The sequence below is a fragment of the Cryobacterium sp. AP23 genome, from assembly GCF_054075385.1.
On sequence record NZ_CM133415.1, the window covers coordinates 1,056,125 to 1,080,715 of the forward strand.

The 24,591-nt window shown below is 65.0% G+C and carries 27 protein-coding genes and 2 pseudogenes; 17 read left to right on the forward strand and 12 right to left on the reverse strand.

Annotation, left to right across the window (positions count from 1 at the left end):
• Positions 1-104: 104 nt before the first annotated feature.
• From ACU5E9_RS04945 to ACU5E9_RS04955, 3 genes and pseudogenes are all read left to right on the forward strand, one after another.
• Complete coding sequence (locus tag ACU5E9_RS04945; RefSeq protein WP_456812507.1) at positions 105-1,079, forward strand: LysR family transcriptional regulator; 975 nt, start codon at positions 105-107, stop codon at positions 1,077-1,079.
• Between the two features lie 168 nt (positions 1,080-1,247).
• Positions 1,248-1,649, forward strand: a pseudogene (locus ACU5E9_RS04950) (MFS transporter); the annotation flags it as partial.
• Positions 1,650-1,764: 115 nt separating this feature from the next.
• On the forward strand, positions 1,765-2,508 hold the full coding sequence (locus ACU5E9_RS04955; RefSeq protein WP_456812508.1) for an MFS transporter: 744 nt from the start codon (positions 1,765-1,767) through the stop codon (positions 2,506-2,508).
• A gap of 28 nt (positions 2,509-2,536) precedes the next feature.
• On the opposite strand, the gene ACU5E9_RS04960 is transcribed toward ACU5E9_RS04955, so the two are convergent.
• Positions 2,537-2,755 (reverse strand): dodecin, encoded by a 219-nt coding sequence (locus tag ACU5E9_RS04960; RefSeq protein WP_456812509.1) that lies wholly within the window; start codon positions 2,753-2,755, stop codon positions 2,537-2,539.
• Between the two features lie 45 nt (positions 2,756-2,800).
• Positions 2,801-3,139 (reverse strand): TolB family protein, encoded by a 339-nt coding sequence (locus ACU5E9_RS04965; protein ID WP_456812510.1) that lies wholly within the window; start codon positions 3,137-3,139, stop codon positions 2,801-2,803.
• Between the two features lie 172 nt (positions 3,140-3,311).
• On the opposite strand from ACU5E9_RS04965, the gene ACU5E9_RS04970 reads away from it, so the two are divergent.
• The 4 genes from ACU5E9_RS04970 (at position 3,312) to ACU5E9_RS04985 (ending at position 6,880) form a co-directional block, all read left to right on the forward strand.
• Complete coding sequence (locus ACU5E9_RS04970) at positions 3,312-3,506, forward strand: tautomerase family protein (RefSeq protein ID WP_456812511.1); 195 nt, start codon at positions 3,312-3,314, stop codon at positions 3,504-3,506.
• Positions 3,507-3,654: 148 nt separating this feature from the next.
• The gene (locus tag ACU5E9_RS04975; RefSeq protein ID WP_456812512.1) at positions 3,655-4,674 is read left to right on the forward strand and encodes a glycoside hydrolase family 43 protein; all 1,020 of its coding nucleotides are present in this window, start codon (positions 3,655-3,657) and stop codon (positions 4,672-4,674) included.
• Between the two features lie 144 nt (positions 4,675-4,818).
• Complete coding sequence (locus ACU5E9_RS04980) at positions 4,819-6,015, forward strand: glycosyltransferase (RefSeq protein ID WP_456812513.1); 1,197 nt, start codon at positions 4,819-4,821, stop codon at positions 6,013-6,015.
• A 130-nt stretch (positions 6,016-6,145) separates the two neighbouring features.
• Positions 6,146-6,880: an alpha/beta fold hydrolase gene (locus ACU5E9_RS04985; protein ID WP_456812514.1), complete on the forward strand. Its 735-nt coding sequence runs from the start codon at positions 6,146-6,148 to the stop codon at positions 6,878-6,880.
• A 19-nt stretch (positions 6,881-6,899) separates the two neighbouring features.
• Here ACU5E9_RS04985 and ACU5E9_RS04990 read toward each other — a convergent pair whose 3' ends face one another.
• Positions 6,900-7,136, reverse strand: coding sequence for a hypothetical protein (locus tag ACU5E9_RS04990; protein ID WP_456812515.1), 237 nt, complete (start codon positions 7,134-7,136; stop codon positions 6,900-6,902).
• Positions 7,137-7,363: 227 nt separating this feature from the next.
• Between ACU5E9_RS04990 and ACU5E9_RS04995 the strand changes: the two genes are divergently transcribed.
• The gene (locus tag ACU5E9_RS04995) at positions 7,364-7,708 is read left to right on the forward strand and encodes a hypothetical protein (RefSeq protein WP_456812516.1); all 345 of its coding nucleotides are present in this window, start codon (positions 7,364-7,366) and stop codon (positions 7,706-7,708) included.
• Positions 7,709-7,873: 165 nt separating this feature from the next.
• Here ACU5E9_RS04995 and ACU5E9_RS05000 read toward each other — a convergent pair whose 3' ends face one another.
• Together ACU5E9_RS05000 and ACU5E9_RS05005 are read right to left on the reverse strand one after the other, a co-directional pair.
• Positions 7,874-8,311, reverse strand: coding sequence for a MarR family winged helix-turn-helix transcriptional regulator (locus ACU5E9_RS05000; protein ID WP_456812517.1), 438 nt, complete (start codon positions 8,309-8,311; stop codon positions 7,874-7,876).
• 58 nt (positions 8,312-8,369) lie between these two features.
• Positions 8,370-9,353 (reverse strand): zinc-binding alcohol dehydrogenase family protein, encoded by a 984-nt coding sequence (locus ACU5E9_RS05005; protein WP_456812518.1) that lies wholly within the window; start codon positions 9,351-9,353, stop codon positions 8,370-8,372.
• 174 nt (positions 9,354-9,527) lie between these two features.
• Here ACU5E9_RS05005 and ACU5E9_RS05010 point away from each other — a divergent pair, with 174 nt between their 5' ends.
• Positions 9,528-10,127, forward strand: coding sequence for a cysteine hydrolase family protein (locus ACU5E9_RS05010; RefSeq protein ID WP_456812519.1), 600 nt, complete (start codon positions 9,528-9,530; stop codon positions 10,125-10,127).
• 124 nt (positions 10,128-10,251) lie between these two features.
• On the opposite strand, the gene ACU5E9_RS05015 is transcribed toward ACU5E9_RS05010, so the two are convergent.
• Entirely contained in the window at positions 10,252-11,079 is an 828-nt protein-coding gene (locus tag ACU5E9_RS05015) for a helix-turn-helix transcriptional regulator (protein WP_456812520.1), read from the reverse strand.
• Between the two features lie 99 nt (positions 11,080-11,178).
• Between ACU5E9_RS05015 and hxlB the strand changes: the two genes are divergently transcribed.
• From hxlB to ACU5E9_RS05030, 3 genes are all read left to right on the forward strand, one after another.
• Positions 11,179-11,748, forward strand: a complete 570-nt coding sequence (gene hxlB, locus ACU5E9_RS05020) for a 6-phospho-3-hexuloisomerase (RefSeq protein WP_456812521.1) — start codon at positions 11,179-11,181, stop codon at positions 11,746-11,748.
• Between the two features lie 62 nt (positions 11,749-11,810).
• Positions 11,811-12,434, forward strand: a complete 624-nt coding sequence (hxlA, locus tag ACU5E9_RS05025) for a 3-hexulose-6-phosphate synthase (RefSeq protein ID WP_456812522.1) — start codon at positions 11,811-11,813, stop codon at positions 12,432-12,434.
• A gap of 196 nt (positions 12,435-12,630) precedes the next feature.
• Positions 12,631-13,350 (forward strand): DUF4386 domain-containing protein, encoded by a 720-nt coding sequence (locus tag ACU5E9_RS05030; RefSeq protein ID WP_456812523.1) that lies wholly within the window; start codon positions 12,631-12,633, stop codon positions 13,348-13,350.
• A 100-nt stretch (positions 13,351-13,450) separates the two neighbouring features.
• Here the strand turns inward: ACU5E9_RS05030 and ACU5E9_RS05035 are convergent, their stop codons facing one another.
• Entirely contained in the window at positions 13,451-14,437 is a 987-nt protein-coding gene (locus ACU5E9_RS05035) for an aldo/keto reductase (RefSeq protein ID WP_456812524.1), read from the reverse strand.
• Positions 14,438-14,635: 198 nt separating this feature from the next.
• Here ACU5E9_RS05035 and ACU5E9_RS05040 point away from each other — a divergent pair.
• Positions 14,636-15,547, forward strand: a pseudogene (locus ACU5E9_RS05040) (helix-turn-helix transcriptional regulator); the annotation flags it as partial.
• A gap of 49 nt (positions 15,548-15,596) precedes the next feature.
• Here ACU5E9_RS05040 and ACU5E9_RS05045 read toward each other — a convergent pair.
• A complete protein-coding gene (locus ACU5E9_RS05045; protein WP_456812525.1) occupies positions 15,597-15,905 on the reverse strand; it encodes a DUF7882 family protein in 309 nt (102 codons plus the stop codon).
• Positions 15,906-16,112: 207 nt separating this feature from the next.
• Between ACU5E9_RS05045 and ACU5E9_RS05050 the strand changes: the two genes are divergently transcribed.
• Positions 16,113-16,682 carry a DapH/DapD/GlmU-related protein gene (locus ACU5E9_RS05050; RefSeq protein WP_456812526.1) on the forward strand — a complete coding sequence of 190 codons (570 nt, stop codon included), beginning with the start codon at positions 16,113-16,115 and terminating at the stop codon, positions 16,680-16,682.
• A gap of 106 nt (positions 16,683-16,788) precedes the next feature.
• Positions 16,789-19,032 (forward strand): LuxR C-terminal-related transcriptional regulator, encoded by a 2,244-nt coding sequence (locus tag ACU5E9_RS05055; protein ID WP_456812527.1) that lies wholly within the window; start codon positions 16,789-16,791, stop codon positions 19,030-19,032.
• 48 nt (positions 19,033-19,080) lie between these two features.
• Here ACU5E9_RS05055 and ACU5E9_RS05060 read toward each other — a convergent pair whose 3' ends face one another.
• Entirely contained in the window at positions 19,081-19,464 is a 384-nt protein-coding gene (locus tag ACU5E9_RS05060; RefSeq protein WP_456812528.1) for a hypothetical protein, read from the reverse strand.
• Between the two features lie 200 nt (positions 19,465-19,664).
• On the opposite strand from ACU5E9_RS05060, the gene ACU5E9_RS05065 reads away from it, so the two are divergent.
• A complete protein-coding gene (locus tag ACU5E9_RS05065) occupies positions 19,665-20,123 on the forward strand; it encodes a DUF6325 family protein (protein WP_456812529.1) in 459 nt (152 codons plus the stop codon).
• Positions 20,124-20,306: 183 nt separating this feature from the next.
• Here the strand turns inward: ACU5E9_RS05065 and ACU5E9_RS05070 are convergent, their stop codons facing one another.
• Positions 20,307-20,972, reverse strand: a complete 666-nt coding sequence (locus ACU5E9_RS05070; RefSeq protein ID WP_456812530.1) for a GAP family protein — start codon at positions 20,970-20,972, stop codon at positions 20,307-20,309.
• A 12-nt stretch (positions 20,973-20,984) separates the two neighbouring features.
• Complete coding sequence (locus tag ACU5E9_RS05075) at positions 20,985-22,559, reverse strand: DUF1254 domain-containing protein (protein ID WP_456812531.1); 1,575 nt, start codon at positions 22,557-22,559, stop codon at positions 20,985-20,987.
• Positions 22,560-22,736: 177 nt separating this feature from the next.
• Between ACU5E9_RS05075 and cls the strand changes: the two genes are divergently transcribed.
• Entirely contained in the window at positions 22,737-24,209 is a 1,473-nt protein-coding gene (gene cls / locus ACU5E9_RS05080) for a cardiolipin synthase (protein WP_456812532.1), read from the forward strand.
• 15 nt (positions 24,210-24,224) lie between these two features.
• Here the strand turns inward: cls and ACU5E9_RS05085 are convergent, their stop codons facing one another.
• A complete protein-coding gene (locus ACU5E9_RS05085; protein WP_456812533.1) occupies positions 24,225-24,551 on the reverse strand; it encodes a carboxymuconolactone decarboxylase family protein in 327 nt (108 codons plus the stop codon).
• Positions 24,552-24,591 lie beyond the last annotated feature (40 nt).

The following is a 24,591-nucleotide window of genomic DNA, read 5'->3' on the forward strand; positions in this document are numbered from 1 at the left end:
ACTCTCGGGCATCAGGGAACGGCGACTTGGCTATCCGGCCCATCAGGTTGAGTGATACCCCGGTGGGCTAGCCAAGCCGTCGGTATTGGTTATAAGGTCTGCTCATGTCATCGACGACATCTATACCCTCGGCGCCCGAACCATCCGGCCGAAACCAGCTCTCGCGCCTGGACCTGAACCTCCTGGTCTCGCTGGACGCACTGCTGACGGAACGCAGCGTCACCCGCGCGGCCGAGAGCCTGCGGCTCAGCCAACCCGCCCTGAGCGCCTCACTCGCTCGACTGCGCGTCCACTTCGGCGACCAGATCCTCAGCAGGCACGGCAACACCTATGACCTCACGCCGCTGGCGATCCGGTTGGCCGAGCACACCGGCATAGCGTTGGATGCGGCTCGGCGCGTGTTCGCGAGCGAGGCGGCCTGGGATCCGGTCGACTCGACGAGGGAGTTCACCATCTATGGTTCGGACTACGGCTTCGCCACCATCGGGCACCTCGTCGCGGATCTGGCGGCGGAACGAGCACCGAACGTCCGGTTCCGCTTCATGCACCACACCCCCCTGATCGTCGAGGACGCCGCCAGCTATCTGCGGTCAACGGATGCCATCCTCCTGCCGCACGGCTTCCTGACCGATCTGCCCTTCGTGGACGTTGCCACCGACGGCTGGGTCGTCATCGCGTCCGCGGACAATGACGAGATCGGTGAGAGCCTCAGTCAGGCCGACGTGGAGAAGTTCCCGTGGGTGTTCACCTACCAATCCCGGTCGGCGTTCACGTCGGCGGGTCGCCAGATGCAGCAGTTGGGAATGGAACCGAAGATCGCCTGCGTGGTCGAAGGGTTCCTGGCGCTGCCCGAGTTCATCGCCGGCACCAAGAGGCTCGGGCTGCTGCAAGCGCACCTGGCCCCGTTTGCGCTGCGAGATCCTCGGATACGCGTCCTGGACTGCCCGTTCGAGGCGACGCCATTGACCAACGCACTGTGGTGGCATCCGGTGCATCAACGCGATCCGGAACACATGTGGATGCGCGACCTCTTCGCGGAGGCCGGGAGACGGCTCACGGCGGAGACGCTCACTACCTAGATTCAGGCCAACGCGTCACGGCTATTTGCCTGCCGGATACGCAGCATAAGCACATGCACCTTCCGCATTACCCCGACGATCGCCAGAGTGACTTCCAGCGCGGCAATGCAGCCGCCTCTGCCCACCTGCGGCCCGTGCCGGCAGGCAGAATTTCCTGGAAGGTGTTCAATGACGAACGACAAGCTGGACCAGCGTCCCCGTGCTTCCGCGGCACATGAATCGGCCATCAACCCCAAGACCGGTCGCCCGGCCGGAAAACTCCAGGGCACCCTCCTCCTGATCGGAAGCTGCCTCCCGGTGCTCGGCGCCGTGTTGCTCGCACCGATCCTTCCGATCCTCAGTGAGGAGTTCGCCGACTCCCCCGGCGCCGCCGCGCTGGTACCGCTCATCCTCACCATCCCGGCCCTGATGATCGCGATCCTCGCCCCCTTCGCCGGCGCCATCGTCGACAAGGTCGGCCGCAAACGAGTGCTGATCTGGGCGCTGGTCGCGTACGCGATCCTGGGAACCATGCCTCTCTGGCTGGACACGCTGCCGACCATCGTGCTCAGTCGGGTGGGCGTGGGCATCACCGAGGCGTTCATCATGACCTGCTGCACTACCCTGATCGCGGACTACTTCAGCGGCAACAAAACGCAACCGCTACCTGGGTCTGCAGGCGCTGGTCACGGCCCTGGCGGCCACGGTGTTCTTCGCCGTCGGCGGTGCGCTCGGCGCGGCAGGATGGCGCACGCCGTTCTGGCTCTACTCGGTCAGCATCGTCGTGGCGGTGCTGATGCTCTTCGCGATCTGGCCCGTTCGCCAGGAGAACGATGGCGCGGAGAAGACGGCGGCCAAGCTCGAGCCGATCGCCTGGCGCACCCTCTTCCTCCCCTGCGGTGTCACGCTCTTCGGCGGCGTCGTGTTCTACACGCTGATCGTCGAGCTGCCGTACGTGCTCGATGAACTCGGCACCACGGAAACCGCCGTCATCGGCATCGCCACCGCGCTCGCTTCGCTGGCCACGGCGATCGGCGCGTTCCTGTTCCGCTGGATCGCGAAGCGGGGCGTGCGGGTGCTCCTGCCCCTGGCGTTCATCCTGGCCGGTGTCGGCATCCTCACCGTCGGATTCGCCCCCACCGTGCCCATTGCCATCGTGGGCGCCGTCATCAGCGGCTTCGGCACGGGCATCCTGCTGCCCACGCTCCTCACCTGGGCGATCACCCGGCTGAGCTACGAGCAGCGCGGACGGGGCACCGGACTTTGGACCTCAGCGTTGTTCTTCGGCCAGTTCGTCACACCGCTGGCCGTGCTGGCCTTCACCGCGGCGCTCGGCGGGCTGGGTTTCGCGCTCGCCGTGATCGGCGCGCTCAGTCTCCTGGCCGCGGTGCTCATGCGCGTAGTGCTGGTGCGGAACCCGCAGCCCGACCTGGTGGTGGCCACCGCCTGACCCGTCTCTCGTCGCTGGGGGGGGGTGATCAGTCGCTGGGGTCCTCGAGCCGGAATCCAACCTTCAGGGTGACCTGGAAATGCGCCACCTTTCCGTCTTCGATGTCACCGCGAGTTCCCAGGACTTCGAACCAGTCAATTCTCCGGATCGTCTCCGATGCCCGTTCGATTCCGTTGCGAATTGCCTCATCAGTGCCGTCCGGTGAGGTGCCGACGATTTCGATCACTCTGTAGGTGTGGTTTGCCATGACAGTTGCTCCTTCTCGATTCACCCAACGGTGTAGTCACTGACATTACGGGGCGGGCGTCTGAGGAGCCAGTGGGTAGTCGACGAAGGCGAATGCCGAACCGTCGGGAGCCCAGCTCGGGACGTTGATTGTGCCCTGGCCGCCGTTGAAGCCGGCCAACGTGGTGGGCGCCTGCCACGCGTTCACCGACACGAGGCGGAGTTCAACCGGTCGGTCCGCGGGGTGACCCGTCGTGCCCGGTGGGAAGCTGAGGTAGACAGCCACGTCTCCGGCCGGTGCGACGTGGGGAAACCAATTGACCCGTTCATCGAAGGTGAGTTGCTCGAGTTCAGAGCCGTCCGCGCGCACACGCGCGAGTTGCGCGCCCGGCACAGCGCGGGGCACACCTTGAGTCAACCGGAGTTGCGCTCTCGGAGACAGGCTCTGTCAGAGCCTGTCCGGAAAACAGGTCGACGACTCTGTACGTTTCGACTTCTATGTGTTCGATCAGGAGTGAGTCGTGCAGTGCGCCGCTCGCACTGCAAGATTAACCTGACCGCCCACGTTAGGAGGCACCATGCCCATCATCGACATCACGCTGGCCGAAGGCCGCACAGAGGAACAGCTGCGCGACCTGATGCGACGGGTCCACGACGCCGTCGAAGAGTGGGGCGCGCCGGCACCCAGCATCCGCGTCCTGGTGCGGGAAGTCCCGCCGACACTCTGGCTGTCAGGTGGCGCCACCCTCGCCGAGTCGAGGCCGGTGAGCTGAGGCACCGCAGCCGGGGCGGCCTGCCATTCAATGAGATACCTGTTGGTGCGTACCCGGCCCTGCCGCAGAGTTCGACGGGGGCGTGAGCTCCCGGCGACGTCGCCGAGTGCAGCGCCGCCGTCTTCCCTGAAACGACAGAAGGCCGCCAGTGAAAACGTCGAAAGACCCCATCATCCACCTGTCGAGTTCGGCCGCGAGCCCGAGCCCGGCGGGCAAGCCACTCTCCGAGATCCGGATGCGCGACCCCTTCATCCTCGAATCAACCCCCGGAGCATTCGTGCTGTTCGGAACCACAGACGAGGACCCGTGGGGTGGGCCTGCCACCGGCTTCGACTGCTATACCAGCGAAGATCTCGAAACCTGGATTGGTCCGAAGGTCGCCTTCCGGCCGCCCGTCGGATTCTGGTCGGACACCCAGTTCTGGGCGCCCGAAGTGCATGCCCACCAGGGCCGGTTCTTCATGCTCGCGACCTTCGCGAGCTCAGCGCATACTCGACCCCGAGGGGTTGCGGTGCTGGTCTCGGAATCCGCAACCGGTCCATTCGAACCGTGGAGCGCCGGCCCCGTCACCCCGAGTGAGCAGCCCTGCGTCGACGGAACCCTGTTCATCGAACCTGACGGCGATCCCTGGATCGTCTACAGTCGAGGCGCCGAAGGGATCTTCGGCGGCGAAGCCGGAATCTCGGACGGCGAGATGTACGCCCTCCGGCTCTCCCCCGACCTGAAGAAGCCGATCGGCCGCTCCAGCATTCTCTTCACCGCATCGACGGCGAGCTGGAGTGTGCCATTACGGTTTCCGGACGGCGTCGAACCCCCGAAGGAACTGAACCTGGCCACGGACCCGCGGTTCACCGACGGGCCCTTCCTGATCCGGTCACTTGACGGTTCCCTCCTGATGCTGTGGTCCAGCCACGGAAAGACCGGCTACACCCTCGGCATCGCCAGGTCCCAGAGCGGCAGTATCACCGGCCCCTGGACTCAGCAGGCTGAGCCGCTGTGGTCCGGGAACGGCGGACACGGGATGATTCTGCACACGTCGACCGGGCGAACCTGCCTGGTCTTCCATGCTCCCAACAACACCCCTGATGAGCGGGTCACCCTCATCGACGTCGAGATCACGACCGACAGCATCCGGCTGGGTAGAAGCCGCTCACAGCCGTTCACCTGATGCACACCGTCGGTTAATCGACATCCGGCCCCGCACCTTTCAGCATTGTCCGAACGGCATTCTCGCTGTTCGGCGGACGCGGGCTGATGCGTTCGAGTGTTCGCCGCACCCGCACCATCTGCTTGTTTCCTGAAAGGCGTCGCGATGAACCGTCCCACTCGAGTGTTGTCGCTGTATGAGGGCTTCTTTGCCGGCGGAGCCCGCATCCTGCATACCGATGTCATCGCCGGACTGCACAGCGGTGCCAACCAACGGCACAGTGTGCTGTCCATCGCGTCGGCAGCGCGCCGCGAGTCGTCCATTCAGCTCCTGCACAAGGATCCGCGCTACGTCCGCCTCACCCAATCAGGCGTCGAGGTCACGACGCTGGGGAGGCTCGGCGGGGCGGATGCGCCGGCCCCGGCCACTTTCACCGAACGCCAGCTGCGGATCGCCTCGGACGCGGTGCGGCAGGCGGACGTGATCCTGTCGCTGAAAGAGCAGCCGATGGGGCTCCTGCTTGCGTTGCGCGAGCGCGGGCTCATGCCGGACATCCCGGTCGCCGCGTGCCTGCATCGGTCCGACCCCCGGCACTCGGGGCCGGCCCTGTCCTGGCTCAGCGAAGCTGCCTCAACCGGCCTATTGACGGCGGAGATCTCGTGCGCCGAATCGACCAGTGACGCCTACACGCCATTCCTTGCACCCACCACCGCACGGTTCGTCATTGGTAACGGGATCGACACGGACCGCTTCCGGCCCGGAACCGCGGAGGAGCAGGCGGCGACGCGGCTTCGGTTCGGCATACCGGCTGCAGCGCCCGTCGTGGTCCTCGCCGCCAGGTTCGACGCGATGAAGAACCCCGGGCTGTTTCTCCGGTCCGCCGTTCTGCTCTCCAAGCAGCGCCCCGAGACGCACTACCTCGTGTGCGGTGCTGGAATGACCGTGGAGAACAACGCGTTTCGGGCCCTGCTTGACGAGTCGGGAGTCAGCGGTACGACAAATCTGCATGCCCTCGGCCTCCGCGATGACATGCCGGCCATTTACCAGATCGCCGACATCGTCGCGCTCACGAGCGCCTTCGGCGAAGCGTCACCCCTCTGCCTCCTCGAAGGCGCGGCGTCGGGAGCAACGCCGGTCACCACCGATGTCGGCGACTCCGCGATCACGGTGCGGGGCATCGGCTTCGTCACCGCCCACGACCCGGCCACCATCGCCGCCACCTGGGATGGCGTCCTCCACCGCCGACCCGAGCTTCGCAACCTCAGCCTCTCTGCACGCGCCCGCTTCGGGCGCCAACGGATGCTGGACGATTACGCGGCCGTTGTCAGCCGACTCCTCGGGAGCAATCGCGCTGCCGCCTGACCCGCTTTCCACGCCGAGGGCTGCCGGTGGCACGCCTTCCGGCTATCGTGGCCACCAGCGTCTGGCGCAGCACAGGACGTGACCCCAAACACAAGACGTCGCCATCGCGACACTACTGAATGGAAGTCAAATGCCAGAGAACAGCACACCCACCATTGTCCTTGTTCACGGTGCCTGGGCCGACGCGTCCAGCTGGAACGCCGTGATCGCGCCTCTCCAAGCGGAGGGCTACACGGTCCTGGCTCCACCGAACGAATTGCGTGGACTGACCTCGGACGCGGCCCACGTCGCATCCGTTCTCGAGCAGCGCACCAGCGACCCCGTGGTGCTTGTCGGGCACTCGTACGGCGGCGCGGTCATCACCAACGCCGCCACGCAGAGTGGCAAGGTGAAGGCGCTCGTCTATGTCGACGCCTTCATTCCGGACGAGGGTGAAACCGTCGTCGGAATCCTGGAAGGATCGGGTTCCGCCCTCGCGGTCGACGACCCGACCACGGTGCTCGATGTCGCGGGCTATCCGGGGGCGCCGGAAGGTGCCGCCGAGGCCTTCCTCAAGCCGGAGACGGTACACACCGCCTTTGCCCAGGACCGGCCGGAGGCAGATCGGTGGACGATAGTCGCCACGCAGCGACCGGCTTCCTTCGTCGCCAACGTCACCCCGTCAGGGCCGCCGGCCTGGAAGACGATCCCGAGTTGGGCGGTGCTGGGCACCGAAGACCGGGTGATCCCGATCGCGACGCAACGCCGGATGGCGGAGCGCGCGAACGCGACGATCACCGAGGTCAACGCATCCCACGTCTCGATGGTGTCGCGTCCGGAGGCCACCCTCGCCGCCATCCACGAAGCGGTCGCGGCGGTCAGCTGATCGCCGAAGGCGGCCGGCCTTACCCTTCAGGAAGCTCGGCGAAGGTTTTCTTGATTCCGGTGTACCAATCCATCGCCTTTTTCGGGTGGCGCCACCGGCCCTTCATCGCATCCCGTGCCTCTCCGTGGGTGTGATCGCCGGCTTTCACCGCCTCCTTGAGGTGGCGGTCCTGGGCCTGGATCACCTCGTCCGCGGTGGCCTTGACGTATGTCTCATCGCAGGGTCCGCCCAGCTGCCGGCAGGTCATGGTTTTCATCGTTATCTCCTCAGGAGGGTGCCCGAACGGCACGTCTCACCTTATTGACGAATCGACAGGACGTCTTCCGCTTCATGATGATTGCACCGGCGCGCGCTGGAGTGGGCGGTCCCCATTTACGCCGACAGCGCTGAGCGCCCTGTCGCTGATAGCTTGACGTATCGACAGTCGGTTCCCGAGAGGCTCTCGACGGGTTCGCGTCGACAAGGCAGGGAAGCAGTGAGCGCATGAAAAGAGTCTCGTATTGCGGAGAATCATTCCTCACCACTGACGGCGCAGCGGATGCGCTCCTGGCGTTGGTCGTCGCATTTCCGGGCGGCCACAGCTCCGAGTTGCTCGAGCTACCCGCGCTCAACAGCGACGGCGATGAGATGGTCGTGCAGTTACTCGTCGGCCCAGGCAGCGAGCTCGTCAGCGTGCCGGAAGCGTCTACGGCCGGGGAACCGGACACCCACGCAACAGTTGCCTACTTGATCGACCGTCTGCGCACGCTACTGGTCCCCCGTGAGCTGACCTACTCGGAAGCGTCGTCCTACGCGGAGTACGGGTGGGACCTGCGGTACGCGCTCTAGTTCTCTGCACGGGTGGGCGTTCTGGTGGACGCTCGACCAGCACGCCGCTCGGTCGACGGCGAGATGCGACATGGCAAGTCGCGGCAGTGGCTGCGCACCCTCGACGAACGCGCGGAGGACTGACGGCCTTGCCGCGCTCAGGACGCCCGGGACAGCGGCGCGGAGTCACGGAGTGGTGACGCGGCGACTCTGGAGGGCGGTGAGTTGGACCAGAAGCCGTTCCGCTTCACTGACCGAAAGCGCCTCCCCCAACACCCCGGACAGGTGGGCTTCCGCGGCGGTTTCGGCCGCCTCCACGGCCGTCGATCCGGCATCGGTCAGGGCAACGATGGAGGAGCGACGGTCGGCGGGGTTCGCCGAGCGCACGGCAAGGCCGTCTCGTTCGAGTCGGTCGACAAGCTTGCTGGTTGCTCCGACGGTGATCAACATCGTCGAGGAGATGTCCTGCACCCGCGCCGGTCCCTCCGTCGAGCGGACCGCGTCAAGAGCTTGGAACGTGGCCAGGGACAACCCGATAGTCGACTCCAAGTGGGAATCAAGTCCGTTCCAGAGCTTGATCTCTGCCCTGACCAATTCGGTGAACACGTCCAGATAGCGACTCATTGATTTTCAGCTTTCCCTTTGTCGTCCCAAGTATCCCGTGAGACCTGCCCGAACTCGATCACCGCGTCAACACGACCAGCTTGCCGCCCGCGACGCCGCTCTCCATGTCGCGGTGCGCCTGCTGGATCTCATCCAGCCGGTAGACACGGCCGACCGGCACCCGTGCCCGTCGGGCGGCGACGGCGTCGAGGAAACCCTGCAGCTCCGCGGCTGACAGGTCGGCGGCCTCCCCGGAGTAGGCGGTGAGCCGCACGCCATTGGGCAGCCAGTCCATCGGATAGAACTCGCTGATCGTCCACTGGTCGCTCAGCATCCCGGTGAAGCAGACCGTCCCCCCAGTGCGCACGGCACGCAGGGTGTCGCGCATGACGTTGACGCCGACCAGTTCGACGGCGCCATCGACGCCGCCCGGCACGATTTCCCGCACCCGCGCGGCCACCGAACCATCGTCGATGATCACGTGGTCCGCACCCGCGGCCTCGAGGAGGCCCCGACTCGCCGGATTGCGGGTGGTGGCCACAACGGTCATCCCGCGAAGGGAACCGAGGGTCGCCAGGGCCAGCCCCACCGACGACGTGCCGCCACGGATAAGCAGGCTCTGCCCGTCAACGGCTTCCAGGCCGACCCGGAGCGACCCGGCCGCGGTCTGCAGCATCTCCGGCACGGCGCCGAGGACGTCCCAGCCGAGTGAGCTCGTGAAGGGAACGACGCTGGTCGCCGGCACGGACACGTATTCCGCATAGCCACCGTCGAAGGCCCGTCCCATGCCGCCCATCATTGCCGCCACTCTCGTGCCGATCGGGAATTCGTCACCCGGCGCATCCGCCACGACCCCCACGGCTTCGATGCCGGGAATCCGCGGGAACGAACCGGTCGAGGCAACACCAGATCGGAAATGCAGTTCGGAGCGGTTGAGCCCGAAAGCCTCGACCCGGATCAGGACCCATCCAGTGCGGGGCGTAGGGATGGGAACGTCCCGGATCTGCAGCGCCTCCGGCCCACCCGGCTGGTCGATGACGACGGCGCGCATGGTGCCCGTCATGCTCGCGCCGCCCCCCTGAAACTATCGCTGTACCGAACCATCAGGTTCCCCAAACTCTCATCGACTGCCGCACTATACATTCCCAAGAATATACTGCCATGGAATCTTCTTCTGTAGAATCGATCCCCTGATCCAGTCCGTCGGACTCCCCATCAGCCGAAGAAAGGCACCACCATGACCTCCCCTCAGACCACTGCTGTCCTCGTAATCGACATGCAGAACGACACGGTGCACCCCGACGGTGCGTACGCGGGAACCGGTGCCGCCGAGCACGCTGCGAGCCAGAATGTCGTACCGAACGTGCGCTCGATCCTGGATGCAGCTCGAAGCTCTGAGACGCCGGTCTTCTTCAGCAGGATCGTGGTGTACCCCCGGCCGGGACTCGGCGGCAACAACGCCCCCATCTTCAGCATGCTCGCTCCTGACACCTTCAAGCTCAACAGCTGGGGTGCACAGATCGTCGACGAGCTCACCCCCGAGGGCGACGAGATGGTGCTGGACCGAACCCGCATGAGCGTGTTCAACGGCACCGGCCTCGACAACATGCTCCGCAACCTCGGCATCCGCACGCTTGTCGTGGTCGGCGCCTGGACGAACATGGCTGTGGAGCACACTATCCGGGATGCCGCGGATCACGGCTACGAGGTCACGATCGTCACGGATGCGACGTCGAGCCTCAGCCCGGAGTGGCAGCACGCCGCGCTCAGCTTCGCCCTGACGAACATCGCCACGGCAACCGACACCGCATCCGCGACCGCCTTGCTGCAGTCCTGACTGAGCCGGTTTGATGGAGCACGGGGGCTGGCCGCTTGCCGCCGATGAAACCGATTCCCAGCATCACCGCAATCCGGCCGTCGCGTCAGTGCCGCGATCGCTGATCACGGCGGGGCTGGCGGCACTATCGGGCCAGCGCCGCCAGTTCGGCACGCGAGCGTGCTCCCGCTTTGCGCAGGAGGTTGGACACGTGGAACTTGACCGTGTTCTCGCTGATGCCGAGCTTCCTGGCGACGTCGCGGTTTCGCGCACCGGATGCGACCAGGCGCAGGACCTCCCGTTCCCGCGGGCTCAGCGGAACGGTGTCGATGAGCTGGTCAGGCTCGGCAGGCGGATCCAAGGGGAGGCTGACCGACAGTTCGGAACCCCACCCGGGCGTGGAAGCCACGCGAAGCTCCCCGTCGAGCGCCGAAACGCGCTCGGCGATCGGCCGAAGGGAGTCATCGTGCGCGGTCAACTCGCCGTTGCCGTCGTCCCTGATGCCGATGAGCAGGTTCAACCCGTCGCAGTCCCATTGGATTCGCACTCTCCGGCTCACACCGGTGTCAACGAACGCGAGGACTGCGCTGCGAACAATGGCCCGTGCGGCGTGTGCGACGTCGCCGGGAAGAGCCCGGCCTGTGGCGGGCGGCTCGATGAATTGCACGTCGAGGTCCCCGAAGCGCACCAGGGGTCGGAGGTCGTTTCTGAGCCGCCCGAACGCCCCGGCAACGGGTTCCAGCATCGCATCGCGCTGCTCATCCGTCGCCATCCGGATGTCGACAAGCGAGGCCGCCGCCACATCGATCGCCACTGTGCGGGCGGCCCGATCGTCCAGCCGCTCCGAACGAAGAACGGCCAGCAGCGATTCGAGCGTCACGGCGTGCCGATCCGCCTGCTCGGCCACCGTCCGGGCGTGCTCGAGTAGAAGTTCACGAGTGCCGAGGGCCTCCGTGTTGATCGATGTGGTCATCCGCCCACCCTACCCGCCGAGTAGACCTACCCGAATGGGTAGGCGAGGCCGTCCTACCCGGTGGCTCTGACCCGGATGCGGGCCGCCCAGACTTGACCCATGACCGAGCGCACCGATCTCCCCCGCCAGCCTCTGGACCTCATCGTTGGGGAACTCAAGGCTCTCTTGGCCACGATCGACGCGGCCGAAATGGACAGCATCACAAACCTCGTGGCCGGCGGGGACCGCGTCTTCGTGCACGGCGCGGGCCGGTCGGGTCTGGCCTTGCGCATGACGGCCATGCGCCTCATGCACCTCGGTCTGACGGCGCACGTCGTCGGTGAAGTCACGACGCCGGCGATCGGAGCGGGCGACGTCCTCTTGGTTGCCAGCGGTTCCGGAACGACCAGCGGGATCGTCACGGCAGCGCAGACGGCTGCCTCGGTCGGTGCACGCATTGCGGTTCTCACGACCGCTCGGGAGTCTCCCCTGGCGACCCTGGCGGACGCGGTTGTCGTCGTGCCGGCAGCGGCGAAGCTCGACCGCTCCGGCACCGCGTCAGCGCAGTACGCCGGCAGCCTCTTCGAGCAGGCCGTCGGGCTGATCGGCGACGCCGTATTCCACACGCTCTGGCAGAGATCCGGGCAGTCGGCCGATGACCTCTGGCCACGTCACGCCAACATCGAATAGACGTTGCCACCCCCACACGCCCACATTTTCACCCCCTCAAGAACCCCGATAGAAGGAACACAATGAAACTGCAGTTCGCCATGGATACTCTCACCACCGAGGCAGCCCTGGAGCTCGCCGCCGCCGCAGCGCCCCACGTCGACATCCTCGAACTCGGTACCCCGCTCATCAAGGCCGCTGGTCTCTCGGCCATCACTGCCATCAAGGCAGCGCACCCTGACAAGATCGTCTTCGCCGACCTCAAGACGATGGATGCCGGAGAACTGGAGGCCGACATCGCCTTCACCGCCGGCGCCGATCTCGTCACCGTTCTCGGCGTCGCCGGCGACAGCACCATCATCGGTGCGGTCACTGCCGCCACCAAGCACGGGAAGGGAATCGTCGTCGACCTCATCGGCGTCGCCGACAAGGCCGCCCGCGCGAAGGAGGTCGTCGCACTCGGCGCCCAGTTCGTCGAGATGCATGCAGGTCTCGACGAGCAGGCCGAAGACGGTTTCACCTTCGAGACCCTCCTCACCGACGGCAAGAACTCTGGCGTCGCATTCTCCGTCGCCGGTGGCGTGAGCACAGCCACCATCGAGTCGGTCCAGGAGTCGGGCGCTGAGGTTGCCGTCGCCGGTGGTGCCATCTACGGCGCCCGCGACGTTGGCGCAGCAGCCGCCGCTCTGCGAGCCGCAATCAAGTAACGAGCACCGCTGCGACAGCAGCGCCGCTGACCCGGCGGGCGCGGGAATACCCCGCGCCCGCCGGCTGCCCTTGACGGGCGGGTAGACGAGCACAACACTGGGCACCAGTTGGTAGTGGGAGCATCAGGATCAGTGCCGCCGAGAATTCGGCGGGCAGTCGATCGTCTGCCAGCGCGCCGTAACTGGAGGCATTCCGATGAGTTCAACCAGGAAAACCGCGCTCGTGGCAGGTATTTTCTACCTGATTACCTTCGTCTCGATCCCCACCCTTACCCTTTACGGCCCGGTGAAGGGCCAGAACTTCATCATCAGCGCCGGTGCAGACACCGGCGCGTACTGGGGCGGCTTGCTCGAAGTGATCGTCGCCCTTGCCGGAGTCGGCACAGCGGTCACGCTGTTCCCGGTAGTCAGGCGCCAAAACGAGGCCATGGCCCTGGGTTTGGTCGCCAGTCGCACGATTGAAGCGGCGATGATCTTCGTCGGCGTCGCGAGCCTCCTCACTCTCATCGCCTTGCATCAACCCGGCGCCTCAGGGGCGGACGCGACGACGTTGACCACCGCGGGTAGAGGACTCGTCGCCTTCTACAACGCGGCGTTCCTGCTCGGACAGAGCCTGATGCCAGCCGTGAACGCCGTCCTGCTGGGGACGCTCATGTACCGTTCGCGCCTCGTGCCACGGGTCCTCCCTGTGATTGGACTCATCGGGGCTCCACTACAGTTCGCGGCCGTCATTCTCACGATGTTTGGCATCATCGACCGAATCTCCACGGTCACGCTGCTCGCCGCACTCCCGGTGGCAGTGTGGGAGTTCTCCCTCGGCCTTTGGCTCGTCTTCAAGGGCTTCAAACCGTCACCGATCATCGACGCGATGCTCCCGACCGGCACCACGTCAGCCAGTCGAAACGACTCCGACTAGCCCGAGGAACCATTTCAGAGGGGCGGAGATCAGTAGAGCTCACCGATCGCTTGGTGCTGTCGCCGGTCGGCTCCTTCGTGGGTCCGACCTGGTGGTCCAGCTAGTTGTCGACGGAGGCCATGTTGGCTTCGTCGTGGCGGGCGCCTGCGGCGGGCGTGAGGTTGTCGAGGCGCTCTATCTGGGTTGCGGTGAGCTTGATGGAGTCGGCATCGATGTTCTCTACGGCGCGGGCGATTCGGCGGGTGCCGGGGATCGGGGCGATGTCGTCGCCCTTGGTGAGGATCCAGGCCAGCGCAGTCTGGGCTGGGGATGCCCCGATTTCGGCGCCGATCGACTTCACTTCGTCGACGATCGCGAGGTTGCGGGTGAAGTTCTCGCCGGTGAACCGCGGGTTGGTCTTGCGCCAGTCGGTGTCGGGGAAATCGTCCACAGTGCGGATCTGGCCGGTGAGCAGGCCATGGCCGAGCGGCGAGTACGGCACGAAGCCGATGCCGAGTTTTCGCAGCAGCGGGAGGATGTCTGCTTCGACGTCACGGGTCCAGAGGGAGTACTCGGTCTGGAGTGCGGCCATCGGGTGGACAGCGTGGGCGCGGCGGATGTTCGCCACGCCTGCCTCGGAAAGGCCGTAGTGGCGGATCTTGCCCTCGGTGATGAGCTCGGCGATTGCGCCAACGGTGTCCTCGATGGGCGTGTTCGGGTCCATTCGGTGCTGGTAGAAGAGGTCGATGTAGTCGGTGCCGAGACGCGTCAGCGAGCCCTCGACCGCACGGCGGACGTTGGCCGGGCTGCCGTCGGGGCCCATGCCCCACGTGCCGTCCGGCTCGTGTTTGAGGATTCCGAACTTGGTGGCGATCTGCACTTGGTCGCGGCGTCCCTTCACGGCCGCTCCGACGATTTCCTCGCTGTGGAACGGGCCATATCCTTCCGCGGTGTCGATGTGGGTGACGCCGAGCTCGAGAGCGCGGTGGATGGTGAGGATCGACTCGGCGTCATCCGTCGCGCCTTCGGCGGTGTATGTGCCAGCCATGGTCATGGCGCCAAGGCCGATGCGGCCGACATCGAGGCTGCCGAGATGTGCGTTCTTCATTGTGTGCTTCTTTCTCTAGTCCTCGTAGTTGAGGGATGCCGACAGGACATTGGAGCGCATGCTGATGCCTTCCCAGATTGTGAGGCCGGCCTGCTCGGTCGGCGCTGATGAGAGTCAACCCGGGTTGCGCTGAGTTAGCGTGGCCCTACCTTCAGGTGCTCTGGGAGGGACCCTCTAGCGCAGGCGCGGCAGCGTAGGTTCTATCTCATGGACATTCACGGCGACCTCAGGGAGTTTCTGGTGTCGCGCCGGGCGAAGCTGACCCCACAACAGGCCGGCCTGCCCGACTTCGGCGGCCGGCGGCGCGTACCCGGCTTGCGCCGCGAAGAGGTCGCCTTGATTGCAGGGATGAGCGCGGAGTATTACAAGCGCTTCGAACGCGGAAATGCCGCGGGTGTCTCTGAAGCCGTCATCGACGGCATCAGCCGCGCACTCAAGTTGGACGAAGCCGAGCACCGTCACCTCTATGACCTGGTGCACGCTGCGAACGCGGGCGCACATCCGCAACGGAGACGACCGACCCGCAGGACGCAGCTGAGTGCCAGCATGCGCCAGACCATCGATGCAATGTCGACGGTTCCAGTGTTCGTGCAAAACGGCCGTCTCGACGCTGTCGCGACGAACCGGCTCGGCCGCGCGTTGTTCTCGGTCATGTTCGACGACGCCCGCCCGCCGGTGAACGCCGCACGCTTCGTCTTCCTGGATGCCCAGGCGCAAACGTTCTACCGGGACTGGGAAGCCAACGCGCGTCAGATCGTCGCTATCCTGCGCGCCGAGGCCGGGCGCTCCCCCTACGACCGCGAATTGAGCGACCTCGTCGGCGAACTATCCACTCGCAGCGATCTCTTTCGCAAGCTGTGGGGATCGCATGACGTGCGCGAGCACCGCACCGGTGTCAAGAGTGTGCACCACCCCGTCGTCGGCGACCTGGACCTCACCTTCCAGGGCCTGGAACTGTCGAACGATCACGGCCTGCAGATGCTGGTGTTCTCGGCCGCGCCGGGGTCGCCCTCGCATGACGGCCTGCAATTGTTGGCCAGCTGGGCTGACACCCACAGCCCGGACCGCAGTCCAGGGGATGCGGAGATCAAGGAGTCCGGGCGCCATTAACAACCGCTCCGTCCTGTGGCGGCAGACGCGCCCCAGGCCGGTCCGTACCTCAGTCGTGGGGTTCAGTCGGTTCCGCCACCACGGTCATGCCGTCAAGGGTGCTCGCCGAGCGGACCAAGGCATCGACCCACTTTGGGTTGAGTGCCGGCCATCGGCTTTCGGTGAAGGTGTAGAAGAGTGGTATTCCGGGGTATATCCAGACCGTGCCCCGGCTTCCATCGCCGTCCTTGTCGTTCTTCCAGGAGAGATAAAAACTCTCTTTGATGTGGAGCTTGACGCCGATGGCGGCTTGTAGGTGAGCGAGCGTCCGGTCGTCGAGGTAGATTCGAAGGCTCGAACTATAGGTGAGATGTCCCATGAGGCCTCCTCTCCCGAACTGCTTACCGCGAAGATATCCCCGGTCGCCGTGCCGTCGGGAGGGGCTAGCGCATCGGGGCTATCGTGACTCTCATGCTTGACGAAGACGTAACGAGCGCGCTGATTCGGGAGCGGATCCACAGTTGAGCGACGCCTGCACCGATCTGCAGGTCCTCTTGTCCGCCCGGTAGGAAGGAGCGACTGACTCATGGAACTGAACGATCTACTCACGGCCCTGAACGCGGCCCGAACCATTGAAGGAGGGTCTCCGCTACACAGCGCGATGCTGGAAGTGAGCCAGGGTGCGCTGAAGATCACCGCCGAGATGAACAGCGGTTACCACGAACCGGAGCGAGTACGGCAGCTTCTTGCGCAATTGACCGGACGCGCGATCGACGAATCGGTAACTCTCTTTCCGCCGTTCTACTCAGACTTCGGGAAGAACATCGCCCTCGGGAAGCGGATCTTCATCAACTCCGGATGCAAGTTCCAGGACCAGGGCGGCGTAGTCATCGGCGACGACAGCCTGATCGGGCACAACGTGGTCATGGCGACGCTCAACCACGACCTGAGTCCGACCCGCAGAGCCGACATGCACCCTGCTCCGATAACCATTGGTCGCAACGTGTGGATCGGAACTAATGCAACCATCCTCCCCGGAGTGACGATTGGCGACAACGCCGTCGTCGCCGCCGCCTCGGTCGTCACCAAGGACATACCGGCCAACGCCGTCGTTGTGGGATCGCCGGCACGAGTGGTACGCACGGTCCCTGACTGATCCCAGTGGTGGCGGCAATTCGTGGGACCACTCGCGAGGCGGACAGGTTGTTGCCCTACTGGAGCGACCGTAGCGGTCCCCCACTGTCCAGTTCTATGCTGCGACCGTGCCCGAGACAACTCGTGTCGCAGCCCTCAATCAGGTGAACCTCGATCAGCTGCTGCTGGAAACGAAATTGGCGAGTCCGCTACCTCGGGGCGGCTTCGTCAGTCGCGGCGCGCTCATTGCCAAGGGGCGCCGAAGCGGGCGCCGTATCGTTTCCGTCAGCGCGCCGTCCGGCTACGGCAAGTCCATCCTGCTGTCCCAGTGGGCGGCGGCCGAAGACAGACCCGTCGCCTGGGTTTCCCTGGATCGCTTCGACGACGACCCTGCAGCGTTACTGTTTCTCCTGTCGTCAGCGTTTGTGCGGGCAACCGGGGCGGACAGCTCGCTGATCGACGATATGGGCGGGCACGGCATCTCGGCGCTGGGCCGAGCGGCGCCGCGCCTCGCCACAGCTCTGCATGCCAGCCCCCAGCCGTTCGTGCTCATGCTCGACGACCTCCAGGAGCTCGGCTCACCGGGGTGCCACGACGTGTTGGAGGTCGTCATCACCGGGATTCCAAGCGGGTCACAGTTTGTGGCGGCGAGCCGGATAGCGCAGCCGCACATCCCGAGACTGCGTGCTGCGGGCGAGACGATCGAGTTCGGCGTCAACGATCTTGCCTTGGATGCCGACGGCGCGCGGCGTATCTTCGCCGAAGCCGACCTCGACCTTGCCAGCGACGATGCGGAGACTCTCGCACTTAGCACCGAAGGGTGGCCAGTCGGCATGTCGCTCGCGGCGGTCATCGCCCGCGAAAGCACCGAGCGCACAGTCACCGTGGCCGGCAACGACCGGTACGTGGCCGACTACCTCTACCGGGAGTCCTTGGCGGCCTTGTCGGCAGACACGCAGAGCTTCCTCCGCCGCACCGCAGTGCTCGAGCAGTTCTGCGCGGACTTATGCGATGCAGTACTCGACGCCACCGGGTCACAGGCCATTCTGCGCCACCTCGAGGCCTCAAACGTGTTCCTGATACCCCTCGATCGTCACCGTGGCTGGTACCGATATCACTCGTTGTTCGGTGAGTTCCTCCAGTCTGAATTGCGCCAGAACGAACCGGAGCTTATCGCGCAGCTGCACCTGCGTGCGGCGGACTGGTATGAAGCGAACGCCTCGCCGGGCATGGCGATTGAGCATCTGCTCGATATCCGGGAACGCGACCGCTGCGTTCGCCTGGTCACCGAGAATGCGCTCCCGGCCTACCAGGCCGGCCAGCTGGAAACAGTTCAGCGCTGGATCACCACGCTCGGAAGCGACACCGTTTGCGACTACCCGCCGCTGGCCGTGCTGGCCGGCTGGTTGGCCGTCATGTCCGGACGGTCCGCGGCAGCCGAGCAGTGGATGCATCGGATCGAGCAGGCGGTCTTCGACCTGCCACCGGCCGATGGGACAGCGTCATTCGATTCGGCTCGGGCGATGCTGCGATCAATCATGTGCGCAGGCGGACCGGAGCAGGCTATGGCCGACGCCGCATTGAGCTTGGCGCAGGAACCACCGTGGAGTGTCTGGCGCGACCAGGCAGTGTGCCTGACCGGACAGGCGCACCTCTTGACCGGTGATGTGGAGCGCGCAGGCGCCCTGTTCAGCGAGGCATCCGAGCTGTCGACAACGACGGGCAATCACGATGTGCACGTGCTCTCTGATGCGGAACGCGCGGTGATCGCTATGGACAAGGGACGCTGGGTCGAGGCCGCGCGACTTTCGAACGAAGCGCTTGCGGTGATCCAGGAGCATCGCCTGATGGATTACGCCATCTCGGTGATCGCGTTCGCCGGCGCGGCCAGACTGGCACTACAACGCGGCGATCTGACAGGGGCAACAAGCGAACTCACAAAGGCCATGCGGTCTCGCCAATTCTGCGGCTACGCCACTCCGGCATTGGCCGTACGCGCGCGCTTGAGTCTCGCCAGGACACATTTCGCGATGAGCGACCATGCTACGGCCCGTCATCTGCTTCGCGAGATCGGCGATATCTTGATGCTCCGGCCGGCCCTTGGCCGTCTCGTCGATGACGTCAGCGAGTTTCGGGCCATCATCGACTCCGGCGGGACACTGGGCACGGGAGCCGCGCCCCTGACTCCTGCAGAACTTCGACTGTTGCCCTATCTTCAAACGCACCTCTCCGTTCCCGAGATCGGGGCGCGTCTCTACGTCTCCCGCAACACAGTGAGCACGGAGGTGGGGTCTATCTACCGCAAACTCGGTGTGTCCACCAGAACCGGTGCGGTAGACCGCGCGCTCGCTATCGGCCTTCTCGGCGCATGAAACCGGAACTGCAGCCGAAACCGCCGAAGTGACGGTGCTGGACCGGGCCTATGCGGCGGCTAACGCCTTCGCTTTGAGCGCGTCGTATTCAGTTGGGGTGACAGCGCCGGAGTCGAGCAGCCGCTTGGCGGATTCGATCTGAGCCGCAGGAGAGTCGGTAGCCGCGACCGAGCGAATGTAGTCGTCGGTTTGGGCCGTCGCGGCGCGCGAGGCGGCAGCGTTTCGCTCAGCCATGCTGCGCCCGCGTGCGATCAGGTAGATGAAGACAGCGAGAAACGGGAGGAAGACGAGGAAGAGGGTCCACAGCGCCTTGGCCCATCCGTTCAGCGACGGGTCCCGAAAGACGTCGATGATGACCGTGATGAAGATCCACAGGCACGAGATCGCGATGTAGAACCAGAAGAACCAGACGAAGAAATCCCAGACGCTCATGACTGTTCCGTTCCCTTGCGAGCGTGCCGATCACGCTCGAGTGCTCAGACGATACGAGGGCACCGGCCCTGATACATCACGCGAACTGCATGATTCCCGAGCCGTGCGTCTGCACTTCACCCCGACCGCGTGATGCCGACCGCAGCACGTCGGGTCTACCTTCGGACGCACAGGCAGCACATCGACCGAAGGAGCAACCCATGACCGACAACGTTTCGGAGTACGCAGCCCCGGTCGACTTTGTGATCATCGAATTTCCCGCGGGCGAACAAAACTTCTCGGGCGAAGTCATCGAGGAGCTCGTCACGCTCGTCAACTCGGGCATCATCCGGCTCGTCGACGGCATGGTGTTGGTCAAGGACGACAACGGTGACGTCGAGGCGACCGAGCTATCGGACCTCGAAGGCCTTGGACCGTTGGAGACCCTCGCTGCAGAGCTGGCGGAGTTCCTCGCCGAGGAGGACGTGGCGCACCTCGCGGCAGCCATGGATCCGGGAAGCGTAGCTGGCGTGATCGTTTATGAAAATCTCTGGGCCGGTCCTTTCAGCGCCGCGGCCAGGCGCGCCGGCGGTCGGCTCATCGCCGATGGCCGCATTCACAGCCAGGACATCGCCGACGCGCTCGAGGCGGAAGCCGCGCTTGAAGGACAAGGAGCCTGAGATGTTGCGAGCAGGACGTGCAGGGAGAGTCGGAGTTGTTCGGCGGCCCGTCGCAAAAGCGGCTGTCGTCACGAAGGCCGTGCAACCAGGGCCGGCACCTGTGGCAAAGGCCGCCGTCGTTGGCGCCGCCGTGACGCCTCGCCGGCGGCGCTTCTAGCCGCCGGGTGTCAGGGCACCGAACTGTCACAATCGCCCCATCCCGTTGCCTATGATCACCACGCCAACCATGACCAGAATCAGGTTGCTGACGATCGTGATGTTCGCAGTTATCCAGGCGCGTGTCGGCTCGAGCCACCGTTTAGTCTCTTCGGGTCTCAGCCAGCTCGCAAGAATCGGATAGGCGATCGACGAAATCGAGACGATTGTGTAGAACCCGACGGTGATGGCCGCCTCCCCCGCTGTGAGGTCATCGCCCCATATCGACAGCCCGGCAGCCGCGCTGAGCATCAGCGCCTTGGGTCGCAGGTTGAGTAGGAAACCCAGGGCAAACGCAGGCCAGGGCCCCATCGTCCCCGCAGCTGCGAGCCACCTCGGTGTGTCGCTCGACGGCTTCGTGTTTCCCTGTCGCCAGGAGACGACCGCGATCACGACAAGCGCTGCCCCGATGACGACCAGCAGCGTGCCGATGGCGACCTGTGATCGACGCGGCGGCGCCGAGGGAAGTGCGTAGGCCAAGACCGTGAACACGACGACCACCACGATCAGTCCGAGGAGGAAACCAAGGAGGAAGGTCACCGATGAACGGCGCCGGTTCGGCGAAAGCAGGATCAGGATGGTCGCCATGATGGGCACTGAACTGAAGGCGGTTGCCACGGCGATCGGGAGGACATGGCCCCACGCGGCCCACATGGTTCGCGAGGGCTAGGGCACCGGCTCGAATTCGCCGGGCCGCCAGGTCTTGTCGAAGAACGGTTGCAGCGGGCTGTACAGGCGCAGCAGCACGAACCAGCCCCTCTCCGGGTCGGTCTGGATCCAGTTCGAACGTGACACGCCGTCAGGTTGCGTCGGTGAGAAGTAGACCACGGTCGCTCCGTCCGGCTCCGCCTCCGCAGCCGGGGACGGGAACGCCTGACTGCCGGCTCGCGGATAGATTTGATCGGTTTGCAGCAGCGAACGAGTCTGGTTGTCATACGCGTTCAAAGACCAGAACCGGGCGGCGGGGATGTCATTGGGCAGGGACACCCGATAGGTTTTCGAGCCGTCGAAGGCCACGCCATCCTGGTCGACGTTCGCCACGAGATACTGCGAGCCCACATTGGTGAGGCGCATGCACATGGCCGGGGTCACGCAAGTCGCTGTGTAGAAGAAGGACGTCCGCGCGTGCAGCCTTCGTGCCCCCTTGTCCGGGAATGGCTTGATCCCCTCGCTGGTGACCAGTGGTGGCGGGTTGAGGAATTCGTATCCCCCGTCGAAAAGCATGTTCCACCAGGCCGACGTGGCGTCGTCGTAGTACCTGAAGTCGTCCGTCGGGTGCGCCCCCATGCCGACCGTGCGGGACGCGGCGTTGGCAAAGGCGGCCGCCTCGTCGAGGATGGCGCGCCGCCGTGAATCCGGGGCGAACGTTTCGCCCTTGATGATCCCGATCGCGGCCAAAGATCCGGCGAGTTCGGCGTCGAGGGCCGCCGCCGGTTCACGTTGCACGAGCTGATCGACAAGCGCGTAGTGGCCGAAGTCGACGGGAGGGAGAGTGTTCATGGCCAGGCCGGTGCCCTCAACGAAACGCGGACTCCGCGGATCAGCCACCTGCCCGAGCGGCCCCTTTCCGATGAGGTACGACCCAACACTGCTGCCAATGCCGCCAGCGGCAAAGGGGTAGATCTTCAGCTGTTCCCTGATTCGGTTGGCGGCAGGAGCGGGATCGCTGCCCGGGTACTCGTTGATGAACGCCCGCCCGACCACGAATGCCAGGTTGGTTCGAGACTCGTGCACGTAGTACCCGCCCTCGGGCAGCGGACCGTCGTAACCGGGCGGCACGAGCAAGTACGTTCCGCCGCGTCCGCGGTCCGCGCCCGGGAGGCCGAAGTCGGTGATCCACCGGAACCACATATCGTCGATGACGCCCAAGGTCTCCGACGGAGTCTCCAGGACCACCGGCCCATCCGCAAGATCGACAAACACCCAGAAGTAGACCGTGTCAGCATTGCCGGTGAGGAAGAGCGACCTCGAATCCATCAGTTCAGAAAAAATCAGGACGTCGCCGTCGTTGACTCCGGCCTCCAGAAACCCGTTACGGATGGCAACAGTGGATACGCCCTGGACGGTGTTCATGAATGCGTCCACGCCGTGCACGTAGTCCAGGTGGTCCCGGATCTTGTCTGCGGTTCCTCCAGCGGGGTAACCGTCGACGAACTCCAATGCCCCGAGTCCGGTCTCTACCCTTGACGCGGTCGTGACAACAGGTGGCACCGGTGTCTTGGCTGCAAGCTGGGTGGGCATCACGGTCTCCTTCGACTCAATTAGTGCGTACCCACGCACGGTAGGGCTGCCGGGAGCCTCAGTCATCACCCGATCTGCATGATGCGGCGCGCGATGCCCTGGTCTGCAATAGCGAGGAACACACGCGCTGCCAGCGGACGACATCGCCCACCATCGTTCGACGAAGGGAACCCCCGCATGAGCGCTGAGCTCACCGCAATCATCGGCGGCATTCTGATTGCCATCGATTTTGCGATCCGCATTGCCGCGCTGATTATCGTGCCCAGGAACCGCAAACCGACGGCGGCGATGGCCTGGCTGCTGGCGATCTTCCTGATCCCGTTTGTCGGGATCATCCTCTTCCTGCTGATCGGCAACTCCAGGCTGCCCAAGGCCAGGCAGGAGAAGCAGCGTCACCTCGATCGGCTGATTACCGAGCGGGCAACACTCCTCGCGCCTCCTGCCGAGGAGACCGAGTGGCCCGACTGGTTCGCCTCGCTCGTCAGGCAGAACCAGGAGTTGGGCGCCCTTCCCGCACTCGGAGGCAACACCGTTGACCTCATTGACGACTATCAGTCCTCGATCGACGCGATGACCCGCGAGATCGACGCGGCCGCTCTCTTCGTGCATGTCGAGTACTACATCGTGTCCTTCGACGCGACTACCCGAGGGTTCTTCGGCGCGCTCGAACGAGCCGTGAAGCGCGGTGTCCCCGTGCGACTGCTCGCCGACTTCGTGGCGTCGCGGCGGGTGGCCAACCACGACGAGACGTTCGCCGAACTCGACCGCATCGGGGTCCGGTGGAGCTACATGTTGCCGGTACAACCGTTCAAGGGCCACTACCAGCGCCCCGACCTGCGCAACCATCGCAAGCTCGTCGTCGTCGACGGCCGGGTCGGATTCATGGGATCGCAGAACCTCATCGACCGCAGCTACAACTCCCCCAAGAACCACAAGCGTGGCCTGCAATGGCAGGAGTTGATGGCCGGAATCAGTGGACCGACCGTCTCCGCGATCAACGCGGTCTTCATGTCGGACTGGTACATCGAGACGGGCGAGCTGCTCGACGCGGAGGAGAACGTGCCGGCCATGGACGTACCGGTGGATTCGTCAGTACATGCTCTCGTGTGCCAGGTGGTGCCCAGCGGTCCCGGCTACAACGACGAGAACAATCTGCGCCTCTTCCTCACCCTGGTCACTTCCGCCCAGCAAAAGGTAATCATCACCAGTCCCTATTTCGTGCCCGACGAGGCGATGATGTACGCGATCACGTCGGCGTGCCGACGCGGACTGGACGTGCAGCTGTTCGTCTCCGAGATCGGAGACCAGGGATCGGTCTGGCACGCCCAACGGTCCTACTACGGCGCCCTGCTCCGGGCGGGTGTGGAGATCTGGCTCTATCCGGCCCCGTACATCCTCCATGCCAAGCACCTGTCGATCGACGAGGACGTCGCCGTGATCGGGTCGAGCAATATGGACATTCGCTCCTTTGCCTTGAACGCCGAAAGTTCCCTGCTTGTGCGCGGCGCATCCTTCGTCGCCCAGATGCGCGACGTCGAACAGGCCTACCGCGATGCCGGCCGACGCCTGACACTCGAGGAGTGGAAGAAGGAACCGGCATCCGCCACTTTCCTCGACGGGGTGGCGCGCCTCACGTCGGCGCTCCAGTGATCAATCAGCCGACGATCATTCCGAACCATCAAGGTCGTGGCCCAGCGCTAACGCGACCTTTGGCGCGGCTGCGACGACCCGAGGGGCACCGACCACCGCCGTGACGCCGATCAGAACGTCGACGATTTCGTCTGGCGTCGCTCCTGCTCCCACGGCGGCGTCAGCCAGATCACCGAAGGACGGCTCGGATGCCCCGACCGCCACGAGCGCAGCCAATCGAGCGAGAGCCAACGTCTTGGGAGACAAGCTCAACGATTCCCGGCCTGCTCCGCCGACCGGATCCGCGGCTCGTGAGTCGCTGATGGCCAACCGGCGCAAGCGGCCCACATAGTCCAGTTCCACGATGACCTCCGCATCTATTCGGGTTAGGGGTGTCGATCCA

Excerpts from the sequence above, each read along its gene's own strand:
- ACU5E9_RS05010 (WP_456812519.1), top strand. The coding sequence starts at position 9,528 with ATGACCTCCCCTCAGACCACTGCTGTCCTCGTAATCGACATGCAGAAC.
- ACU5E9_RS05030 (WP_456812523.1), top strand. The coding sequence starts at position 12,631 with ATGAGTTCAACCAGGAAAACCGCGCTCGTGGCAGGTATTTTCTACCTG.
- ACU5E9_RS04985 (WP_456812514.1), top strand. The coding sequence starts at position 6,146 with ATGCCAGAGAACAGCACACCCACCATTGTCCTTGTTCACGGTGCCTGG.
- ACU5E9_RS05005 (WP_456812518.1), bottom strand. The coding sequence starts at position 9,353 with ATGACGGGCACCATGCGCGCCGTCGTCATCGACCAGCCGGGTGGGCCG.
- ACU5E9_RS04990 (WP_456812515.1), bottom strand. The coding sequence starts at position 7,136 with ATGAAAACCATGACCTGCCGGCAGCTGGGCGGACCCTGCGATGAGACA.
- hxlB (WP_456812521.1), top strand. The coding sequence starts at position 11,179 with ATGACCGAGCGCACCGATCTCCCCCGCCAGCCTCTGGACCTCATCGTT.
- ACU5E9_RS04995 (WP_456812516.1), top strand. The coding sequence starts at position 7,364 with ATGAAAAGAGTCTCGTATTGCGGAGAATCATTCCTCACCACTGACGGC.
- ACU5E9_RS05015 (WP_456812520.1), bottom strand. The coding sequence starts at position 11,079 with ATGACCACATCGATCAACACGGAGGCCCTCGGCACTCGTGAACTTCTA.
- ACU5E9_RS05050 (WP_456812526.1), top strand. The coding sequence starts at position 16,113 with ATGGAACTGAACGATCTACTCACGGCCCTGAACGCGGCCCGAACCATT.
- ACU5E9_RS04980 (WP_456812513.1), top strand. The coding sequence starts at position 4,819 with ATGAACCGTCCCACTCGAGTGTTGTCGCTGTATGAGGGCTTCTTTGCC.
- ACU5E9_RS04945 (WP_456812507.1), top strand. The coding sequence starts at position 105 with ATGTCATCGACGACATCTATACCCTCGGCGCCCGAACCATCCGGCCGA.
- ACU5E9_RS05070 (WP_456812530.1), bottom strand. The coding sequence starts at position 20,972 with ATGTGGGCCGCGTGGGGCCATGTCCTCCCGATCGCCGTGGCAACCGCC.
- cls (WP_456812532.1), top strand. The coding sequence starts at position 22,737 with ATGAGCGCTGAGCTCACCGCAATCATCGGCGGCATTCTGATTGCCATC.
- ACU5E9_RS04960 (WP_456812509.1), bottom strand. The coding sequence starts at position 2,755 with ATGGCAAACCACACCTACAGAGTGATCGAAATCGTCGGCACCTCACCG.
- ACU5E9_RS05065 (WP_456812529.1), top strand. The coding sequence starts at position 19,665 with ATGACCGACAACGTTTCGGAGTACGCAGCCCCGGTCGACTTTGTGATC.
- ACU5E9_RS04970 (WP_456812511.1), top strand. The coding sequence starts at position 3,312 with ATGCCCATCATCGACATCACGCTGGCCGAAGGCCGCACAGAGGAACAG.
- ACU5E9_RS05075 (WP_456812531.1), bottom strand. The coding sequence starts at position 22,559 with ATGCCCACCCAGCTTGCAGCCAAGACACCGGTGCCACCTGTTGTCACG.
- ACU5E9_RS05045 (WP_456812525.1), bottom strand. The coding sequence starts at position 15,905 with ATGGGACATCTCACCTATAGTTCGAGCCTTCGAATCTACCTCGACGAC.
- ACU5E9_RS05060 (WP_456812528.1), bottom strand. The coding sequence starts at position 19,464 with ATGAGCGTCTGGGATTTCTTCGTCTGGTTCTTCTGGTTCTACATCGCG.
- ACU5E9_RS05035 (WP_456812524.1), bottom strand. The coding sequence starts at position 14,437 with ATGAAGAACGCACATCTCGGCAGCCTCGATGTCGGCCGCATCGGCCTT.
- hxlA (WP_456812522.1), top strand. The coding sequence starts at position 11,811 with ATGAAACTGCAGTTCGCCATGGATACTCTCACCACCGAGGCAGCCCTG.
- ACU5E9_RS05000 (WP_456812517.1), bottom strand. The coding sequence starts at position 8,311 with ATGAGTCGCTATCTGGACGTGTTCACCGAATTGGTCAGGGCAGAGATC.